14 protein-coding genes are annotated in these 19539 nt (G+C 62.7%); 8 read left to right on the top strand and 6 right to left on the bottom strand.

The genetic code is table 11. The features are described 5' to 3' along the window. Positions 1–102: 102 nt before the first annotated feature. Positions 103–2043: a bifunctional tRNA (5-methylaminomethyl-2-thiouridine)(34)-methyltransferase MnmC2/FAD-dependent 5-carboxymethylaminomethyl-2-thiouridine(34) oxidoreductase MnmC1 gene (gene mnmC / locus ABN482_RS13185; RefSeq protein ID WP_349504426.1), complete on the bottom strand. Its 1941-nt coding sequence runs from the start codon at positions 2041–2043 to the stop codon at positions 103–105. A 163-nt stretch (positions 2044–2206) separates the two neighbouring features. Between mnmC and ABN482_RS13180 the strand changes: the two genes are divergently transcribed. Both ABN482_RS13180 and ABN482_RS13175 read left to right on the top strand, forming a co-directional pair. Further along, positions 2207–3079: an inositol monophosphatase family protein gene (locus tag ABN482_RS13180; protein WP_349504425.1), complete on the top strand. Its 873-nt coding sequence runs from the start codon at positions 2207–2209 to the stop codon at positions 3077–3079. 61 nt (positions 3080–3140) lie between these two features. After that, positions 3141–4349 (top strand): M20 aminoacylase family protein, encoded by a 1209-nt coding sequence (locus ABN482_RS13175; protein WP_349504424.1) that lies wholly within the window; start codon positions 3141–3143, stop codon positions 4347–4349. 51 nt (positions 4350–4400) lie between these two features. On the opposite strand, the gene ABN482_RS13170 is transcribed toward ABN482_RS13175, so the two are convergent. Both ABN482_RS13170 and ABN482_RS13165 read right to left on the bottom strand, forming a co-directional pair. Then, positions 4401–5030: a response regulator transcription factor gene (locus ABN482_RS13170; RefSeq protein ID WP_349504423.1), complete on the bottom strand. Its 630-nt coding sequence runs from the start codon at positions 5028–5030 to the stop codon at positions 4401–4403. A 2-nt stretch (positions 5031–5032) separates the two neighbouring features. Then, positions 5033–7036 (bottom strand): sensor histidine kinase, encoded by a 2004-nt coding sequence (locus ABN482_RS13165; protein WP_349504422.1) that lies wholly within the window; start codon positions 7034–7036, stop codon positions 5033–5035. A 116-nt stretch (positions 7037–7152) separates the two neighbouring features. On the opposite strand from ABN482_RS13165, the gene ABN482_RS13160 reads away from it, so the two are divergent. The 6 genes from ABN482_RS13160 (at position 7153) to mgtE (ending at position 13571) form a co-directional block, all read left to right on the top strand. Beyond that, the gene (locus ABN482_RS13160) at positions 7153–8148 is read left to right on the top strand and encodes a TRAP transporter substrate-binding protein (RefSeq protein ID WP_349504421.1); all 996 of its coding nucleotides are present in this window, start codon (positions 7153–7155) and stop codon (positions 8146–8148) included. Positions 8149–8218: 70 nt separating this feature from the next. Next, positions 8219–8848, top strand: coding sequence for a TRAP transporter small permease (locus tag ABN482_RS13155; RefSeq protein ID WP_143857385.1), 630 nt, complete (start codon positions 8219–8221; stop codon positions 8846–8848). Continuing rightward, positions 8845–10170, top strand: coding sequence for a TRAP transporter large permease (locus ABN482_RS13150; RefSeq protein WP_349504420.1), 1326 nt, complete (start codon positions 8845–8847; stop codon positions 10168–10170). The genes ABN482_RS13155 and ABN482_RS13150 overlap by 4 nt, the downstream gene beginning before the upstream one ends. Before the next feature lie 302 nt (positions 10171–10472). After that, positions 10473–11468 carry a TRAP transporter substrate-binding protein gene (locus ABN482_RS13145; protein ID WP_349504419.1) on the top strand — a complete coding sequence of 332 codons (996 nt, stop codon included), beginning with the start codon at positions 10473–10475 and terminating at the stop codon, positions 11466–11468. A gap of 226 nt (positions 11469–11694) precedes the next feature. Beyond that, positions 11695–12111, top strand: a complete 417-nt coding sequence (locus ABN482_RS13140) for an acyl-CoA thioesterase (protein ID WP_349504418.1) — start codon at positions 11695–11697, stop codon at positions 12109–12111. Further along, positions 12108–13571: a magnesium transporter gene (gene mgtE / locus ABN482_RS13135; protein WP_349504417.1), complete on the top strand. Its 1464-nt coding sequence runs from the start codon at positions 12108–12110 to the stop codon at positions 13569–13571. The genes ABN482_RS13140 and mgtE overlap by 4 nt, the downstream gene beginning before the upstream one ends. A gap of 15 nt (positions 13572–13586) precedes the next feature. Here the strand turns inward: mgtE and ABN482_RS13130 are convergent, their stop codons facing one another. The 3 genes from ABN482_RS13130 to secA form a co-directional block, all read right to left on the bottom strand. Further along, positions 13587–14660 (bottom strand): FUSC family protein, encoded by a 1074-nt coding sequence (locus ABN482_RS13130; RefSeq protein WP_349504416.1) that lies wholly within the window; start codon positions 14658–14660, stop codon positions 13587–13589. Between the two features lie 71 nt (positions 14661–14731). Next, positions 14732–16495: a methyl-accepting chemotaxis protein gene (locus ABN482_RS13125; protein ID WP_349504415.1), complete on the bottom strand. Its 1764-nt coding sequence runs from the start codon at positions 16493–16495 to the stop codon at positions 14732–14734. A 292-nt stretch (positions 16496–16787) separates the two neighbouring features. Further along, the gene (gene secA / locus ABN482_RS13120) at positions 16788–19529 is read right to left on the bottom strand and encodes a preprotein translocase subunit SecA (RefSeq protein WP_349504414.1); all 2742 of its coding nucleotides are present in this window, start codon (positions 19527–19529) and stop codon (positions 16788–16790) included. Between the last annotated feature and the right edge of the window lie 10 nt (positions 19530–19539).

Raw genomic sequence — 19539 nt, 5'->3', positions numbered from 1 at the left:
GCTCTATTTTGACGGATTTGGCCACTAAAATAAACTCGTATCCAGTCTGCACGCAGATAAAACGCTCCCGGACCCCATCTGCAGGCATGCGCCGGGGCCGCTTCAGCGCGGCGCGATGGCCTGTAACAGTTCCTGCTCCAGCGGCACCGGCTCTCCCTCCAGCAGGCTGCCGATCACATCGCCAGCCAGCGCCGACCAGGTCACACCCATCGACGCATAGCCCGTCGCCACCCATAGGCCGGCCGCGCCCGGCACCGGACCGATGGCCGGCAGGCGGCCCGGCATCACGACCCGCCAGCCAGCCCAGCCCGGCCACAATCCATCCCGGCCCGATGGCCTGATGCCGGCCTGCAACAGCGGCTGTCCGATGACCGACTGGATCTTCTCCATGATCTCGTGCTGCCCCTGTGGCGACACGCCGGCTTCGACCTGGTGCGGCAGATAGGTCGTGCCCAGCGCGCAGGTCCCACCCAACGCCGGCAGGAAATAACCATTGCCCGAAACAACGCAGCGCGGCACAGCCTTGAGCAGCCCCGCCTCCAGCAGCACGATTTCACCGGCCATGGTAAACATGCTGGCCATGTCCGGCAGCTCTGCCAGCAACCCTGCCTGCGCCAGCAGACCCTGCACCGCAAGGCCATTGGCCAGCACCAGCGTATCGGCCTGCGCAATGACCTGCCCGCCGGCATCCAGCGCCTGCCATTTGCCGGCAGCCTCGCTGGCGACATCCGGCGCAACCGCTGCGCGCCCATCCACATCTGGACCACGTATCTGCGCCACCTGCGCCGGCACCACCTCCACACCCGGCGTGGCCAGCAGTGCCCGACACAGCGCATCAGGCTGCACGCGCAGGCCGTCGGCAAAGAACAGTCCAGCCTGCGTCAGTGGCAGGCCCGCCAGCTCACTCCCCTCCTCGCGGCTGACCGCACGCACCCATTCCGGGGGGAAAGCCAGGGCTGGCACCACATCCTGCGGCGTGGCCCGCTTGAGGTTTTCACCATGCACCTGCACCGTACCGCAATGCAGCGGTCGCGCCTCTGGCGGCAACGCCATCCAGCGCCGCAGGGCACGCTGGCTGCCGGCCCGTGACAGGCGGGCTCGGATATTGTCATCCTTGGAGACGGCGGGCGTCAGCGCAGCGGCGATATGCCCGTCATGGCGAGCCAGATCATGATCAAGCACCGTGACGCGCCAGCCACGCAAGGCCAGCGCCTGTGCCACCCCGGCACCCGCCAGACCACCGCCCACCACGATCGCATGGCGTTCGCCACTGGCCCGATGCGCAGCAAGCTGGGCACCCGAGGATGGCCGGCCATTCCAGTCGTGCGCACGACGCTGCGCCACGGTCATTTCACGCTTGCCGCCAAAGCCTGGCTGGCGTGTCACCTCGAAACCGGCGGTCTCCAGCGCCCGCCGCACGGCTCCCGCACTGGACCAGGTCGCTGCCGTGGCATCCGGCGCACAGCGTCGGGTCAGCCGATGCAGCATCTCACCATCCCACATGTCCGGATTGCGCGACGGCGCAAAGCCATCCAGGAAGTAGGCATCGACTTGCGCCAGGATCTGCCCCGCCAGCACCTGGGCACGTCCGAAGGCCAGCGTCAGGGTCAGCGCGCCGCCCTCGAACTCCAGCCGGTGCAGGCCCGGCAGCAGCGTCGGCCACTGGGCCTGCAACTGCGCCGCCAGCCCAGCCAGCTCCGGCGGCACGCAGGCCTGCTGCAATGCCGCCAGATCAGCCCGGCGAAACGGGTGCGCCTCGATGGAAATCATGTGCAGGCGCTGCGGTCGCGCCGGATCATCACGCCAGCGCCGCCACAGTGCCAGGAAGTTCAGCCCGAGGCCAAAGCCGGTCTCGCAGACCGTGAACGAGGATCGTCCCTGCCAGCGATCCGGCAGACCATTGCCCCGAATGAAGACATGCTCTGCCTGTGCCAGGGCACCATGCACGGTATGGTAGACATCGCCATAGCGATCACTGTAGGGTGTACCTGCATCGTCAAAGGCTGGCGTAGCGGGTTCGAGAGGGATGTAGGGTCCGGCCATGGAGTGCTTGCATCCGGCACACAGGTGCCGTCCAGAAAGGAAAGTCTCGAACTTTACCCCCTTCGTGTCACGATGGCGTTGTCCCGCCTCAATTGTCTGCCCTCAAACTGTCACGACAGACGCGTACACTATCAGGATCCGTTATTCCCTTCAGGATGCATACATGACCGATACCGTTTCCACGACCAGCCTGCACTCTGCACTCAACCTGCCCCAGGCGCTGGACGCGGCCACACAGGCGGCCCATGCCGGTGCCGCCATCCTGCAGGCCCACGCCTACCGCCGCGCCGACCTGATCATCGACCACAAGGCGCGCAACGACCTGGTGTCGCAGGCCGACCGCGACGCCGAGCAGACTATTGTCGATATCCTGACCCGACTCACCCCGCAATACGGCCTGATTGCCGAAGAAACCGGCGGACAGACACATGGCCAGGCCACCTGGTACATCGACCCGCTCGACGGCACCACCAATTTCCTGCACGGCATCCCGCACTATGCCGTCTCGATTGCGTTGATCGCCCACGCCGGCACCGCCATCGCCCCCGATGTCGTCGTCACCGAAGACACCCCTGTGGTGGCCGTCGTCTACGATCCCAGCCGCGAAGAGATGTTCACCGCCGTGCATGGCGGCGGCACCCGCCTGAACAGCCAGCGCGTGCAGTGCTCGCGCACCGATGCACTGGCCGATGCACTGCTGGCGACCGGCCTGCCATTCCGCGATTTTTCCTTTGCCGACGAATACATGCCCATGCTGGACCAGGCCATCCACCAGACCCGCGGCGTACGCCGACTGGGCGCGGCCGCCCTGGACCTGGCCTGGGTCGCCTGCGGCCGCTTCGACGGCTACTGGGAACTGGGCCTCGCCCCCTGGGACGTGGCCGCCGGCACACTGCTGGTACGCGAGGCTGGCGGCATCACCACCGACCTGCGCGGGCGCGATCCCTGGCCCATCAAGGGCGACGTGATCAGCGGCGGACGCCACCTGCATCCCCTGCTGTACGGCATGGTCGAACCTTACCTGCAACGGGGGTAAGTGTCCGCAGTGCGTGGCACTCGGGCATAATATCCATCCGATAGTCTTTGTTCCGACCGCCATGCAACTGCTCGAACCGATCGTCGGCTGGCAAGCCGAGATGGCTGCCCTCCGGCGCGATATCCATGCCCATCCCGAACTGGGCTACGAAGAACACCGCACTTCCGGCCTGATCGCCGACCGGCTGGCTGCCTGGGGCATCCCCGTGATCCGTGGGCTGGCCGGCACCGGCGTGGTGGGCGTCATCAAGGGCAACCGGCCCGACAATGGCCACGCCATCGGCCTGCGTGCCGACATGGACGCCCTGCCCATGCAGGAGGTCAACACTTTCGCCCATGCCAGCACCATCCCCGGCAAGATGCACGGCTGTGGTCACGATGGCCATACGGTCACGCTGCTGTCGGCCGCGCGCTACCTGGCGCAGCACCCCGACTTCGCCGGCACGGTCTATGCCATCTTCCAACCTGCCGAAGAAGGCGGCGCGGGTGCAGAGCGCATGGTGCAGGATGGCCTGTTCGAACGCTGCCCGATGGATGCCGTATTCGGCATGCACAACTGGCCCGGCATGCCGGTCGGCAGCTTCGGACTGTCGAGCGGGCCCATCATGGCCTCCAGCAACGAATTCGACATCGTGATCGAGGGCAAGGGCGCACACGCAGGCATGCCGCACCTGGGCATCGATCCCGTCATGGCGGCCGTGCAGATCGCCCAGGCGCTGCAAAGCATCGTCACGCGCAATCGCAACCCCATCGACGCCGCCGTGCTGAGCGTGACCCAGATCCATACCGGCAGCGCCTACAACGTGGTGCCCAATGAAGCCATCCTGCGCGGCACCGTACGCACGTTCACCGACGTCACCCTCGACCTGATCGAGCGGCGCATGGGCGAAATCGTCGAACACACCGGGCTGGCCCTGGGCTGCAAGGCGCGACTGCGTTTCGAGCGCAACTACCCGCCTACGGTCAACGACGCCATCGAAACAGCCGTCTGTGCGGACGTCCTGACGGCACTGGCAGGCCCCGAGCAGGTCATCACCCAGGTTGAACCGTCGATGGGTGCCGAAGACTTCGCCTTCATGCTGCGCCACAAACCGGGCAGCTATGTCTGGCTGGGCAATGGCGACGGCACGCACCGCGAGGCCGGCGCGGGTGCCGGTCCCTGCATGCTGCACAACGGCAGCTACGATTTCAATGACGACCTGATTCCCCTGGGGGCCACCTACTGGGTGCGGCTGGCCCAGCATCGCCTGGCGCAACCACCGGCACGTTGATCGACACGTCTGGCCAGGACAGTGCCTCCTGCACTGGCCGACAAGCATCGATCAGCCGCCCTGGCCGTCCTCCGGCCCGAACAACCGGGCCAGTTCGACCACGTTGCGCACACCCATTTTCTCGAGCACGCGTGCTCGGTGGACCTCCACCGTGCGCATCGAGATGTTCAGCTCGTCGGCGATCTGCTTGTTGAGCAGCCCCAGCAACACTTTCTGCAGCACATCGACTTCGCGCGCCGACAGTGTAGCCAGCCGCGTCTCGCGCTCCTGCTCGCGGCGGTAGCGGTCCAGGCGCGCCTCGCCCTTGCGCAGGGCGCTCAGGATGCGATCCACCAGATCATTGTCATTGAACGGCTTCTCGATGAAATCGGCGGCACCGCGCTTGAGTGCCTCGACAGCCAGCGGCAGATCGCCATGCCCAGTGAGGAATACCACAGGCTGCGGAGCCTTCCTGGCCAGCAGCCAGTTGAACACCTCGAGGCCGGACATTTCATTCATGCGGATATCCAGCAGGATGCAGCCCTGCAATTCCGGCGTCCAACCTTCGATGAAGGCCTCGCCGGACGGCCAAAGCTGGCTGCGCACGCCGCGCGAATAGAGCAGCCATTCGAGCGAGTCACGAATGGCCGGATCATCGTCGACGACGTGCACCAGTTCCGGCCCGTTTTGTTGTTGGTCCATTCTTATCCCTCCTCCACACCCTCTGCGCAGGGCAGCGAGAACAGGAAAGTCGCCCCTCCTGACGCACCTGCCTCGAACCAGAGATGTCCCTGATGGATCTCCAGGATCGAGCGACAGATATTGAGTCCCATCCCCATGCCTACCGCCTTGGTGGTCACAAACGGCATGAACACCCGCTCCATGACTTCGGGTGCAATGCCATGCCCCATGTCGGCCACGGCCACCAGCGCGCGCTCTTCATGACGCTCGACACTGACCCGCACCACCTTGTCAGGCCCCGTCACATCCTGCATGGCCTCGGTGGCATTGCGGATCAGATTGAGCAGAACCTGCTCGATCAGTACCGGATCGACACTGACGGCCAGATGTGTCTGTGTCGCCTCGAAAGCCAGCCGGACACCTGAACGGCGCGCATCCAGTGCAGCGAAGGCCACGGTGTCCTCGACCAGTCGGACCAGATCGCAATCCTCTCGCTCGGGCTCCCGCTTGCGCACGAAGTCATGGATACGGCGAATGATCTGGCCGGCGCGACGATTCTGCCCCGCCAGGTTCTCGAGTGTGGTGTGCAGACGGGCATGATCGACCGGCTCACGCTGCAGCATGTTCAGACAGCCAGCCGCATAGCTGGCAATGGCAGCCAGCGGTTGATTGAGTTCGTGCGCCAGGGTGGAAGCCATTTCTCCCATGGTGATCAGCCTGCCGGTCTGCTGCAGCCGGTCGGCCTGCTGACTGGCCTGCTCCTCGGCCCGACGCCGGTCGGACACATCGATGATCGAGGCCATCCAGCCCACATGCGTGCCACCGGCATCGATCAGCGGTGCCTCGTACACCATGACATCAAGCGACTTGCCGTCACGCCGCCGGAAGACCGTCTCGAAGCTGTGTGCCGTCGGCACCTGCCCCAGGTTGCGGTGGCGCTCCAGGGTCTCGGAGATAAGGTCAGGCTGCCACCATGGCATGGGCGGCGAGCGACCGATGATCTCGCCCGGCTCCCAGCCCACCATGCGGGCAAAGGCCGGGTTGACGTAGATGATGCGTCCGTCCAGGTCGCGGGCGCGCAGGCCGACCGTGATCGAGTCCTCCATCGCCTTGCGGAACACCTGCTCGCGCCGCAGTGCCTGCTCGGCACGGATGCGCAATTTGAGATGACGGCGCTGCATCCACAGGTTGACCACGGCCAGCAGGGTCAACCCCAGAATCACCGACAGCAGGGTCTGCTGCAACCGTCCGTCCTCGCTGGCCTCGAAGGGGGACAGCGTCAGGAACAGGCCGCTGAATGGCGGATCGAAGGCCATCGTATAGGCAGCGCTGCTGTCGGCCTGGGCATTCGACTTGCTGACCAGGGTATCGCCACCGACGCTGGTCAGCGATACCTGATAGCGCTCGCCGATCCACCAGGGCACGTTGGCGCGCAGCAGGTTGCCCAGCGACAGCACGGCCTCGAGTGTCCCGAGCGGTACATTGCGCTCGCTGAACACCGGCAGCCGCAGCACCGACAGCAGGCGGCCCCGCACGAAGACCGGCGGGCTCCACTGGGCCCGGCTGGGCTGTCCCTGCGTACGCGGCGGCACGCCGACCGTCGGCAGCATCGCCATGTCATCCTGCAGGCCCGGGTCGCCTACGGGCGCAATGGCATCGAGCGTGCCATCGATGCGACGCAGGGCGATATAGACCAGTTCGGCGTGATTGGCCTCCATGTGGCGTGCCCGCGCCAGGGTATTGGCCGGCAATTCGGAAGACTGCCCCATCTCGGCAGCCAGCCGATAGAGATTGCTTTCATGGCTTTCGAGCTGGAAACGCAGCGTCTGCTCGACCCACAGGGTATCGCGCACCAGTTTTTCGCGTTGTTCCACCCTGATATCACGCTCATTCATCCACATGAACGCGGCAATCAGCGCCACGATCAGCAGGATCGCAATAATCGGAATGATGGCGACGACAGCCCCGCCCTGAGAAGGGGTGCCCGGATCGGGCGAGCGTGACTGCGCGGGAAGGTTGACCGGCACTTCGGATTTCCACAATAGCAAAAGAGGATTATTGCCTCTATTCTCGCGCTCTGTCGTGCCTAAAAGCCGGCAATACACATAAGGGATAACCCTAAAATTATTATCGGAGGAAACACATGAAGCGTATTTTCGCAGCAGGCCTGGCCGCCGCCGCACTCTGCACCAGTGCCGCCAGCCTCGCCCAGGACGCCCCCATCATCATCAAATTCAGCCACGTCGTGTCGCCCGACACGCCCAAGGGCAAGGGTGCCGACCGCTTCAAGCAACTGGCCGAGCAGTACACCGACGGCAAGGTCAAGGTCGAGGTCTATCCCAACTCGCAACTCTACAAGGACAAGGAAGAACTCGAAGCCCTGCAACTGGGTGCCGTCCAGATGCTGGCCCCGTCGCTGGCCAAGTTCGGTCCGCTGGGCGTGCGTGAATTCGAGGTATTCGACCTGCCCTACGTTTTCCAGAACAAGGAAGACCTGCGCAAGATCACCGATGGCGAAGTCGGCCAGGGCCTGCTGGACAAGCTCCAGCCCAAGGGCATCACCGGCCTGGCCTACTGGGACAACGGCTTCAAGATCATGAGTGCCAACAGCCCGCTGCAGACCCCCGACGATTTCCTGGGCCTGAAGATGCGCATCCAGTCCTCCAAGGTACTCGAGTCGCAAATGAAGGCTCTCGATGCCGTGCCCCAGGTGATGGCCTTCTCCGAGGTCTACCAGGCCCTGCAGACCGGCGTGGTCGATGGCACCGAGAACCCGCCGTCGAACATGTACACCCAGAAGATGCACGAAGTGCAGAAGCACGCCACGCTGTCCAACCACGGCTACCTGGGCTACGCAGTGATCGTCAACAAGAAGTTCTGGGACGAACTGCCGGCCGACGTGCGCGCCAACCTGGAAAAGGCCATGGACGAAGCCACCACCTACGCCAACGACATCGCCCAGCAGGAAAACGATGATTCGCTGGCTGCTATGCGCGCTTCCGGCAAGACCACCTTCCATGAACTGAGCGACGCAGAGCGCCAGGAATGGATTGCCGCGCTCGAGCCCGTGCACAAGGAAATGGCCTCGCGCATCGGCCAGAGCACCATCGACGCCGTCAACAGCGCCCTGGGCCGCTGATCCCTGCCTTGCCGTCGCAACGCAGGACTGCCATTCATGGCAGTCCTGCGGCTGACTCCCGGAGTCTCCCATGTTTTCAAAAATTCTCGATCGCTTCGAAGAGAACCTGATCTCGCTGCTGATGATCTCGGCCGTGGTCATCATCTTCATCGCCGTCTGCCAGCGCTACTCGATCGGCCTGATTGCCGACCTGATCGGCTGGAGCCGCCAGAATGACTACCCCTGGCTGCAACAGCAGGCTCGCTCGGCCTATCGCAGCCTGAGCGGCATCAACCTGCTCTGGGCCCAGGAACTCTGTATCTACCTGTTCGTCTGGATGGCCAAGTTCGGTGCTGCCTACGGCGTACGCCTGGGCATCCACGTCGGCGTTGACGTCCTGGTCAACATGGTCTCGCCGCCCCTGCGCAAGACCCTGGTCGTCATCTCCATTCTGGCCGGCGTCCTGTTCACCGCCATCGTCGCCTGGATCGGCGGCAGCTTCACCTGGGACATCGCCAAGACCGGCACCGTCTCGCCCGACCTCGAAATCGAGATGTGGATCGTCTATCTGGCCGTGCCCGCAGGCTCGGCGCTGATGTGCTTCCGCTTCCTGCAGACCCTGGTCACCTACCTGCGCACCGGCGGCCTGCCACACCATGGTCACGGCATGCAGGAAGAGCTTGAAGAAGAACTGCTCAAACCGGAGGCGGCAAAAGCATGAATACCCTGATCATTTTCCTGTTGCTGCTGGTGCTGCTGCTGACCGGCATGCCGGTCTCGATCGCGCTGGGTCTCACGGTGATGACCTTCCTCTTCACCATGACCAATGTGCCCATGGACAGCATCGCGCTCAAGCTGTTCACCGGGATCGAGAAATTCGAAATCATGGCCATCCCGTTCTTCATCCTGGCGGGCAGCTTCCTCACCCACGGGGGGGTGGCCAAGCGGATGATCCGGTTTGCCACCTCGATGGTCGGCCACCTGCCCGGCGGCCTGGGCCTGGCCGCCGTGCTGGCCTGCGCACTGTTCGCCTCGATCTCCGGCTCCTCGCCGGCCACCGTGGCGGCCATCGGTTCCATCATCATGCCGGCCATGGTCAAGCAGGGCTTCCCCGCCAAGTTCGGTACCGGCATCGTGGCCACCTCGGGCGGCCTGGGTATCCTGTTGCCGCCGTCGATCGTGATGGTGATGTACGCCGTCGCCACCAGCGGCATGATGGTCGAAGGCCCGGATGGCGAGCGCATCGCCTCGGCCTCCATCGGTCAGTTGTTCATTGCCGGCGTGGTACCGGGCCTGATCCTGGCCTTCATGCTGGGCGTGACCACCATGTACCGCGCCTGGAAGCACAACTACCCCCGCCAGCCCAAGGCCAGCTGGGGCGAGCGCTGGACGGCATTCCGGGAGTCGGTCTGGGGCCTGATGCTGGTCATCATCGTGATGGGCGGGATCTACAGCGGTGTGTTCACGCCGACCGAAGCGGCCGCCATGAGCGCCGTGTACGCCTTCATCATCGCCGTGTTCGTGTACCGGGACATCAAGCTGCGCGACGTCAAGAAGATCGTGCTCGACTCGGCAGCCATGAGCGCGATGCTGCTGTACATCATCACCAACGCCGTGATGTTCGCCTTCATCCTGACCTCCGAGCAGATCCCGCAGGGCATTGCCGCCTGGATCGTCGACCAGGGCCTGGGTGTGGTGGCCTTCCTGCTGTTCGTCAACGTGCTGCTGCTGATCATCGGCATGGTGATGGAGCCGTCCGGCCTGATCCTGATCATGGCCCCTATCCTGTTCCCCGTCGCCATGAAGCTGGGCATCGACCCGGTGCACTTCGGCATCATGCTGGTGGTAAACATGGAAATCGGCCTGGCGACACCACCCGTAGGGTTGAACCTGTACGTGGCATCCAGCATCTCCAAGCTGGGGCTGACAGATGTCACCAAGGCAACCTTCCCATGGCTGATCACGGGGCTGATCTTCCTGATGATGATCACGTTCATCCCCGAAATCACGCTCTGGCTGCCACGCCTGACCGGCTGGCTGTAATCGCGCGCACACCCGGCCCCGCCGTTGCAACGGCAGGCCGGGTCTGCGAATTGCGATACGATGCGCCCCCTCTGCGGGGCGCATTTTCATTGTGCAACCAACTGAATGCCTTGATCAGAAAATGCCGGCAGGCCATTCAGTTTTGGCGAAGTCAGTCTTTTGAATCTCTTCAGCCGGGAATACCCGATTCGTGACATCCACAATAGGAAAGCCCTGACCGCTCCTTTACGCTGTCCTCAATGCCGCCACAGGCAGGCACGCAGGGTCAACACCCTGGATGCAAAAACATATTGGAGACACACATGAAACGCTTGATTACCGCAAGCCTGGCCGCAGCGCTGTTCTGCGCCAGCCCGTTCGCCCAGGCGCAGGACGCCCCCATCATCATCAAGTTCAGCCACGTCGTCGCCCCCGACACGCCCAAGGGCAAGGGTGCCGACCGCTTCAAGCAACTGGCCGAGCAATACACCGACGGCAAGGTCAAGGTCGAGGTCTATCCCAACTCGCAGCTCTACAAGGACAAGGAAGAACTCGAGGCCCTGCAACTGGGTGCCGTCCAGATGCTGGCCCCGTCGTTGTCCAAGTTCGGCCCGCTGGGCGTGCGCGAATTCGAGGTGTTCGACCTGCCCTACATCTTCCGCAGCAAGGAAGACCTGCGCAAGGTCACCGACGGCGCAGTCGGCAAGAACCTGCTGGACAAGCTCCAGCCCAAGGGCATCACCGGCCTGGCCTACTGGGACAACGGCTTCAAGATCATGAGCGCCAACCGCCCCATGCAGACGCCGGATGACTTCTTCGGCCTGAAGATGCGCATCCAGTCCTCCAAGGTGCTGGAATCCCAGATGCGGGCGCTCGATGCCGTGCCTCAGATGATGGCGTTCTCCGAGGTCTACCAGGCCATGCAGACCGGCGTGGTCGACGGTTCGGAAAATACACCGTCGAACATGTATACCCAGCAGGTCTACGATGTGCAAAAGCATGCCACCCTCTCCGACCACGGGTATATCGGCTATGCGGTGATCGTCAACAAGAAGTTCTGGGACGAACTGCCGGCCGACGTGCGCGCCAACCTGGAAAAGGCCATGAACGAAGCCACCCTCTACGCCAACGACATTGCCCAGCAGGAAAACGATGCCGCACTGCTGGCCATGCAGGCCACCCGCAAGACCACCTTCCACGAAATGACAGACGCCGAACGCCAGCAATGGATCGAAACACTGGAACCCGTCCACCAGGAAATGGCCTCCCGCATTGGCCAGGAAACCATCGACGCCGTCTATCAGGCGCTGGGCCGCTGACCATCCGCCATCGGGGGGACCAGCCCTAGCAGGTGTCCACCAGCCTGCTGCAGCAGGCCGGCAATCCCCAGGCCGGACACAGAGGCCAGGCCAGCACAATGCGCTCCTCAGGGAGCGCATTTTCTTTCATGGAATTGACCTATCGGCTCGGGTAAAATGATGGGCTGCCCAATACAGGAACAGGCCCGGGCAATGGGCCTGCCCGCCCTCGATCCCGGAGTCGGCCATGACTGCTGCCAGCGAATCCCGAACTGACCTGCCTGCCGACCGTGACCCCGTGTTGCGCATGATGCCCATGCCGACCGACGCCAATTTCCATGGCGACGTATTTGGTGGCTGGATCATGGCCCAACTCGACATCGCCGGAGCCATCCCCGCCTACCGCCGTGCACGCGGACGGGTGGCCACCGTGGCGGTCAACGCCATTCAGTTCCGCCAGCCGGTATTCGTCGGTGACCTGCTCAGTTTCTATGCCGACGTCATCCGTACCGGCACCACCTCGATCACGGTCGAGGTCGAAGTCTATGCACAACGCCAGGACGGCAGCATCGTCAAGGTCACGGAAGCCACGCTGACCTATGTCGCCACCGATGACAGCCGCCAGCGCCGCCCCCTGCCACCGCTGGAGTCGACTGCCCCATGACGCAGGAAGAAATCATCGCCCGCCCGCTGCGCCGCCTCGACCCTGAGGATGCCCAGGAGGCGCTGACGCGCATCCAGGATGTGCTGCACCGCCAGCAACTGGTTTCTGATCTGGTTCATCGACAAGAGGCGGGAGACGAACGCGCCGGCCTGGTCGAGTCCGTGGTCCAGCGCCAGCACGAAAGCGAAATCAAGGCACTGCTGGATGACCTCCATCCTGCCGACATCGCCTTCATCCTCGAATCCCTGCCCAAGACCGAGCGCCAGGCCGTCTGGCAACTGGTCGGCACCGAGCACGATGCCGACGTGTTGCTCGAGGTCGATGACTGGGTTCGCGAATCGCTGATCGAGGCCATGGACCGCCAGGACCTGGTGGCCGCGACCGAAACCCTTGATGCCGACGAACTGGCCGACCTCGCGCCCGACCTGCCGCCCGATGTGGTGGCCGAGGTCCAGAAGGGCCTGACCGAAGACGAGCGCGCCCAGTTGATCGAGGCCATGGGCTACCCCGAGGACAGCGTCGGTGCCATCATGGATTTCGACATGGTCCGGGTCCGGGAGGGCACTACCCTCAAGGCCGTGCTGCGCTATCTGCGCCGCATGCGCGAACTGCCCGACCATACCGACCAGATCTTCGTGGTGGATCGCCAGGGCCGCCTGCAGGGCACGCTATCGCTGTCAAGCCTGCTGGTGGGCGATCTCAAATCCAAGGTCCAGGACGTACTGAGCCCCGATTACCTGTCACTCAGTCCGCTCGACTCCGATGCCGATGCGGCACGCGCATTCGAACGCTACGATCTGGTTTCGGCACCCGTGGTCGATGAACAGGGTCGCCTGGTCGGCCGCGTCACCATCTCCGAGGTGGTGGACGTGATCCGTGAAGACTCCGAAGAGCAGGCGCTGTCACGCGCCGGTATGCAGGAAGAGGACATCTTCGCCCCGGTCGGCATGGCGCTGCGCAACCGTGCGCCCTGGCTGTTCCTCAACCTCTGTACGGCAGCCACGGCAGCATTCGTGGCCTCGCAATTCGAAGATACGGTCAGCCACATCGTGGTGCTGGCATTCCTGATGTCGATCGTTGCCGGCATCGGCGGCAACTCCGGCAACCAGACCATGACCATGATCATCCGCGCCCTGGCCATGGGCCGCATCACCGGTCACAACGTCTGGCAACTGGTCAAGCGTGAAATGACCATCACCGTGCTGGTGGGCCTGTGCGGCAGTGTTGGTGCCGCCCTGTTCGCCTGGCTGATCTCCCGGTCGATCCCGGTCGCGCTGGTCATGATGGCGGCCATGGTCTGCAACATGCTGGTGGGCACCACCATCGGCGTACTGGTGCCCATGCTGCGCGCCCGCTTCGGCAAGGACCCTGCCATGGGTTCGTCGGTACTGCTGACATTCGCCACCGACTCGCTGGGTTTTTTCATCTTCCTGGGACTGGCGACGCTGTTCCTGCTCTGAGGCGGCAGCCGCAGATCAAGGCCGGGCCCTGAACGCCCGGCTGACATACCGCCAGGGCAGACAGCCCAGCAGGATGACGATAGCGCCGCCGATCACGGTATCGAGCAGGCGCTGCAGCGCGTCATCCACACTGCCCGTACCGGGCACGATCACATCGACCAGCATCAGGATCAGCGGCGTCAGAAAAACCGCCTGCAGGATGTACGAACGCTGCATGGCCCAGGGCAAAACACCAGCCAGCAATCCCATGATCAGCACAAACAGATAGCCCTTGGGTACCGCTGCCAGGATCAGGGCACCGATGGCTACCCCCACGACCGTACCGATGATGCGCTGCAAGGCCCGATCATGGATGGAACCGAAATCAGGCTTCATCACCAGGCCGACGGTCAGAGGAATCCAGAACCAGTGAAGTGAGCTGTCCAGCCAGCGCGCGCTGTAGGCCACGCCCAGGCAAAGCGCCAGTGCCATCGCCTGTTGTACTGCCGTGCCGACACATGCCGCAGGCCGGGATGTCGTCGAGGCGGCCACAGGCGCAGCAGCAGTCTCTGGCCCATCCTGGGCATGCCAGCCACGCACCAGGATCTCTGCGCCCAGCAACAGCGCGTAAAAGGCCGCTCCGACCAGGTACAGCAATGCAGGCTCCCAGAAAGGCGCAATGGCCGGGACGCCCAGCGCAATCGATGCCACCAGCAGGGTTTGCAAGGTGCCGATCGACAGCATGCGCCCTCGGCTGTTCAATAGACCGGCACCCAATCCGATCAGCGCCATGCACAGTACCACCAGCCCCCAGGGAAGCAGCCCCAGGTAGCCTGCCAGGTAACCGAGCGCACCGATCGGTGCGGAGACCGCAATCGTCAGGCAAACCTCGCGATAGGGGCCGTAACGCTCTCCGGTTGCCATCATCAGGCATCCCATGGCGATCCACATGCCCGTCATGATGTCATCCAGCGCAAGCCCGACAGCGAATGGCAAGCCGATGGAGCATGCGGCGCGTACGGCACGGCTCCATCGCCACGTCGCCGGCTTCATGTGCAACAGGCCTTGCCCATGCTCATCGTGCAGGAAGGTGTCGGCTGATACAGGCATGGGCACTCCTATCCGAAGACGCCTGATGTGAACGGATCACCGCTCACATCATTGAACAAACCCATGCGGACTCAGAACGTATCCCAATCCGCATCATGATTTGCTGAATTGGACTCCCTTTCCGCCTTGGGTGCAGCAGGCGGGGCAAGCTTGGCTGAGGCACGGGGCGGGTGCCCCGATACTACAGTCTTGGCCGGTGCACCTGCACGAGATGGTACAACAGGTCGTGCTGCAGGCGCTGAACGTCGAGGAGCCAACGCCTGGGCAGGAGCCTGGCCCTCTGCCAGCCTGAAGATACTGACCAGTTGTACCAGTTGTGCCGCCTGATCCTGCAGGCTCCCGGCTGCCGCAGTTGACTCTTCGACCAGGGCAGCATTTTGCTGCGTGACCTGGTCCAGCTGATTCACTGCATCGCTGACCTGGGAAATGCCTTGCGTCTGCTCGTGTGTCGCGGTACCGATTTCCGTGATCAATTCTGCCACACGACCGGCCTGGGACACGATCTGGTCAATCGTCACGCCAGCCTCGCTCACCAGGCGAGACCCGGTTTCCACGCGCGACACGCTGTCCTCGATCAATGCCTTGATTTCACGCGCAGCCTGCGCGGACTTCTGCGCCAGCGTCCTCACCTCTGCCGCCACCACCGCAAACCCACGTCCCTGCTCTCCTGCGCGGGCCGCTTCTACCGCCGCATTCAAGGCAAGAATATTGGTCTGGAAAGCAATCGAGTCAATCACGCTGATGATGTCGCTGATCTTGCGCGAACTGGTGGATATCTCACCCATGGTCTCGACCACATTCCCCACCACCATGCCACCCTGGGCTGCCGTCGCACTCGCCTGGTTTGCCAGTTCAGAAGCGGCATGCACCGTGTCGGCATTCTGGCGAATGGTTGAGTTCATCTCCTCCATGGAGGCCGCAGTCTGCTCGAGATTGGCCGCCTGCGCTTCCGTACGCTGGCTAAGATCGGCACTGCCGGCCGCTACCTGGCGGGCACCGGTCGCGATCGACTCGCTGCTGCGCCGCACATCATTGACCATTCTGGACAGGTTGGCCCGCATGGACTCCATCGCGGCCAGCACGCTGCTCTCATCCCCCTCTTCGATCCGCACCCGAACCGCCAGGTTGCCATTGGCGACCTGCTGTGCCATCTCAGCGGCATAGGCTGGCTCACCACCAAGCTGGCGCTTGATGCTGCGGGTAATCCACCACGCAATCACGGCCCCCAGCAACGCGGCCGCCAGGGCCAGGGCCAGCATGACCCTGCTCGCCAACGCAGCCTGGGCCTCGACCTGATTCACCAGGTCAGACACCCTCTGCCGCTGATATTGATCGATCTGCTCAAGCACCCCAAAATATACTGCCTGCGCCGGTTGCAACTCTTGCTCAAGTACCTTGCGCCCTTGATAGGACTCCTGCGCCAAGGCGTGCGTCAGCAACCTGCGAAATATCTCCAGATAGACCACTCGCGTCTGGGTCAGTTTGCCAAACAGCTCCTTGCCCCGTTCCGACAGCATCGTCGCCTCCATTTTTTTCAGGAGGTCAATGTTTTCTGCGCTGGCATTTTCAAACCAGCGCTTTTCCGCTTCCATTTTCTGGACATCAGACGTCAGCAACATATTCCGGATGGCAATCGCTGCGCCATCGAGGTTCGAAGACATTTTCTGCACCAAGGCAACCTTGGCAAGGTGATCTGTTTCCAACAGCACAATATCTTCGCTCAGGCGATCCAACTGCACACGCCCGATCAGCGCCAGAGCCAGGGCCAAGACAATAAGGGAGGCAAAACCGAGACCGAGCAGCTTGCCCAGTTTTATATTTTTTAAATTGAACATAGCGATACAACAATAGCCACAAAGGAGGCAGTCAATGAGAAGAATAAAGATTAGCGACCAAAGACCACCACATGAAAACAACACACATCAACATGCAAAACATCAGGAATGAAATAAAACCCATAGGCCTCCAAGCCAGACCGGCCGCAAATACGGTCGCGTCGATTTCAAAAATTATTCATCCCTTGTGGCACGCATAAAAAATGGGAGGCTTTCGCCTCCCATTCATCATTCACTGAAAACAGTGTTGCCATTATTATTTTTTTATTAAGTCATCTTGTCGCTATCGTTGTCAGGCCAGCCGTCCGTGGCAGTGCTTGAACTTCTTGCCGCTGCCGCAAGGGCAAGGCTCGTTGCGCCCCACCTTGGGCAGACCCTGCAAGTCATGCTCGGCACCAGGCGGCAGGCCAGCCTCGGCACCCAGCGCCTCGTCGTAGTCCAGAGAATGATGCTCCTGCACGTTTTGTACGGCAGGCTGGGCAGCCTGCGCCTCGGCCTGTTCGACCTGCTCGGCAGACTGGATGCGAACCGTCATCAACACGCGCACTACATCCATGCGGATGCGGTCCAGCATGTTGGAGAACAGCTCAAAGGCTTCGCGCTTGTATTCCTGCTTGGGATTCTTCTGCGCATAGCCGCGCAGGTGGATCCCCTGACGCAAGTGATCCAGCGACGCCAGATGTTCGCGCCACTGCGCATCGATGGCCTGCAGCAGAATGGAGCGCTTGAACTGCCCCCACATTTCGACACCCACACGCTCGACCTTGGTCTGGTAGGCCTCGCGCGCAGCGGTCAGCACACGCTCGAGCAGATCGTCGTCGGTCAGGTTGGGTTCCTTGGCCAGCATGTCAGCCAGGGGCAGATCGAGCTGCCATTCGTTGCGCAATGCCTTCTCGAGATTTTCGATATCCCATTGCTCTTCGACCGAGTCGGCCGGCACATAACGCCGGACCAGCTCTTCGAAGGTCGCATCGCGCAGATTCTCGACCATGTCGGCTGCGGACTGCGCTTCCAGCACTTCATTGCGCTGTCCGTACAGCACCTTGCGCTGGTCATTGGCGACATCATCGTATTCAAGCAATTGCTTGCGGATATCGAAGTTGCGGCCCTCGACCTTGCGCTGTGCCGATTCGATCGAACGGGTCACCATGCCAGCCTCGATCGGCTCGCCTTCCGGCAGGCGCAGGCGCTCCATGATGGCGCGCACGCGATCACCGGCGAAGATACGCATCAGGGAATCATCGAGCGACAGATAAAAGCGTGACGAACCCGGATCGCCCTGGCGCCCCGCACGGCCACGCAACTGGTTGTCGATACGACGCGACTCATGGCGCTCGGTGCCGATAATGCGCAGACCGCCCGCTGCCTTGACCTGCTCGTTGGCAGGCTTCCACTCATCCTTGATCTGAGCAGTGCGTGCCTGCTTGTCCGCTTCGCTCAGCGTTTCGTCGGCCATGATCAGGTCGACCTGCTTGTCGATACTGCCCCCCAGCACGATATCGGTACCGCGACCGGCCATGTTGGTGGCGATGGTGATGTGGCCCGGCTTGCCGGCCTCGGCCACGATCATGGCTTCGCGGGCATGCTGCTTGGCGTTGAGCACTTCGTGCGGCAGCTTGGCCTTCTTGAGCATGTCCGCCAGCAACTCGGAATTCTCGATGCTGGTGGTGCCGACCAGCACCGGCTGGCCACGTTCGTGGCAGTCACGGATGTCGGCCAGGATGGCGTTGTATTTTTCCTGGTCGGTCTTGAAGATCTGATCATTCTGGTCGATACGGACCATCGGCCGGTTGGTCGGAATGATGACCGTTTCGAGACCGTAGATTTCCTGGAACTCGTAGGCTTCGGTATCGGCCGTACCCGTCATGCCGGCCAGCTTGGCATACATGCGGAAGTAGTTCTGGAAGGTGATCGAGGCCAGGGTCTGGTTCTCGTTCTGGATCTTCACGCCTTCCTTGGCCTCGACCGCCTGATGCAGGCCGTCGGACCAGCGCCGTCCGGTCATCAGGCGACCGGTGAACTCATCGACGATGATCACTTCACCCGATTGCACTACATAGTGCTGGTCGCGGTGGAACAGGTTGTGCGCCCGCAGCGATGCCATCAGGTGATGCAGCAGCGTGATGTAGCGCGGATCGTACAGCGACTCGCCCTCGGGCAGCAGCCCGAGCTGGGTCAGGGTGGCCTCGGCCTTTTCGTGACCGGCTTCCGACAGGTGGATCTGCTGCGCCTTCTCATCCACCCAGAAGTCGCCCTCGGGTTCCGGCTCATGCGGTTTGGGTTCGCCAGCCATGCGCGTGAGCATACCGGGAACGACATTCATGCGAATGTACATTTCGGTATGGTCTTCGGCCTGGCCGGAGATGATCAGCGGCGTACGCGCCTCGTCGATCAGAATGGAATCGACTTCATCCACCACGGCGAAATTCAGGACACGCTGGCGCCGATCCTCGGCACGGTACTCCATGTTGTCGCGCAGGTAGTCGAAACCGAATTCGTTGTTGGTTCCGTAGGTGATGTCGGCCTGGTAGGCAGCCTTTTTCTCGTCGTTGGGCTGCTGCGGCACCACCACGCCGACCGTCAGCCCCAGGAATCGATACAGGCGCCCCATCCACTCGGCATCGCGACGTGCCAGGTAGTCGTTGACGGTGACCACGTGCACGCCCTTGCCCGAAATGGCATTCAGGTAGGCCGGCAGTGTCGCCATCAGGGTCTTGCCCTCGCCCGTGCGCATTTCGGCGATCTTGCCCTGGTGCAGCACCATGCCGCCGATCAACTGCACGTCGAAGTGGCGCATGCCGAACACACGCTTGCCGGACTCACGCACGACCGCGAACGCCTCGGGCAACAGCGCATCGAGCGACTCACCTTTCTGGTGACGTGCCTGGAACTCGGCCGTCTTGGCGCTGAGGGCCTCGTCGCTCAGAGCGGAGACGGTGCTTTCGAGCGCATTGATCTGCGCGACCTGCTTGCGATACTGTTTGAGCAGTCGGTCATTGCGGCTGCCGATAAGTTTTTTGAGCAGAGATACCATGCTGGCTTCG

Origin of the sequence: Corticimicrobacter sp. (genome assembly GCF_040137905.1) — a bacterium.
Taxonomy (GTDB): Bacteria; Pseudomonadota; Gammaproteobacteria; order Burkholderiales; family Burkholderiaceae_B; genus Corticimicrobacter.
This window is presented reverse-complemented; position numbering and strand designations above follow the sequence as displayed.

Excerpts from the sequence above, each read along its gene's own strand:
- ABN482_RS13160 (WP_349504421.1), top strand. The coding sequence starts at position 7,153 with ATGAAGCGTATTTTCGCAGCAGGCCTGGCCGCCGCCGCACTCTGCACC.
- ABN482_RS13145 (WP_349504419.1), top strand. The coding sequence starts at position 10,473 with ATGAAACGCTTGATTACCGCAAGCCTGGCCGCAGCGCTGTTCTGCGCC.
- ABN482_RS13150 (WP_349504420.1), top strand. The coding sequence starts at position 8,845 with ATGAATACCCTGATCATTTTCCTGTTGCTGCTGGTGCTGCTGCTGACC.
- secA (WP_349504414.1), bottom strand. The coding sequence starts at position 19,529 with ATGGTATCTCTGCTCAAAAAACTTATCGGCAGCCGCAATGACCGACTG.
- ABN482_RS13175 (WP_349504424.1), top strand. The coding sequence starts at position 3,141 with ATGCAACTGCTCGAACCGATCGTCGGCTGGCAAGCCGAGATGGCTGCC.
- ABN482_RS13125 (WP_349504415.1), bottom strand. The coding sequence starts at position 16,495 with ATGTTCAATTTAAAAAATATAAAACTGGGCAAGCTGCTCGGTCTCGGT.
- ABN482_RS13170 (WP_349504423.1), bottom strand. The coding sequence starts at position 5,030 with ATGGACCAACAACAAAACGGGCCGGAACTGGTGCACGTCGTCGACGAT.
- mnmC (WP_349504426.1), bottom strand. The coding sequence starts at position 2,043 with ATGGCCGGACCCTACATCCCTCTCGAACCCGCTACGCCAGCCTTTGAC.
- ABN482_RS13130 (WP_349504416.1), bottom strand. The coding sequence starts at position 14,660 with ATGCCTGTATCAGCCGACACCTTCCTGCACGATGAGCATGGGCAAGGC.
- mgtE (WP_349504417.1), top strand. The coding sequence starts at position 12,108 with ATGACGCAGGAAGAAATCATCGCCCGCCCGCTGCGCCGCCTCGACCCT.
- ABN482_RS13155 (WP_143857385.1), top strand. The coding sequence starts at position 8,219 with ATGTTTTCAAAAATTCTCGATCGCTTCGAAGAGAACCTGATCTCGCTG.
- ABN482_RS13140 (WP_349504418.1), top strand. The coding sequence starts at position 11,695 with ATGACTGCTGCCAGCGAATCCCGAACTGACCTGCCTGCCGACCGTGAC.
- ABN482_RS13180 (WP_349504425.1), top strand. The coding sequence starts at position 2,207 with ATGACCGATACCGTTTCCACGACCAGCCTGCACTCTGCACTCAACCTG.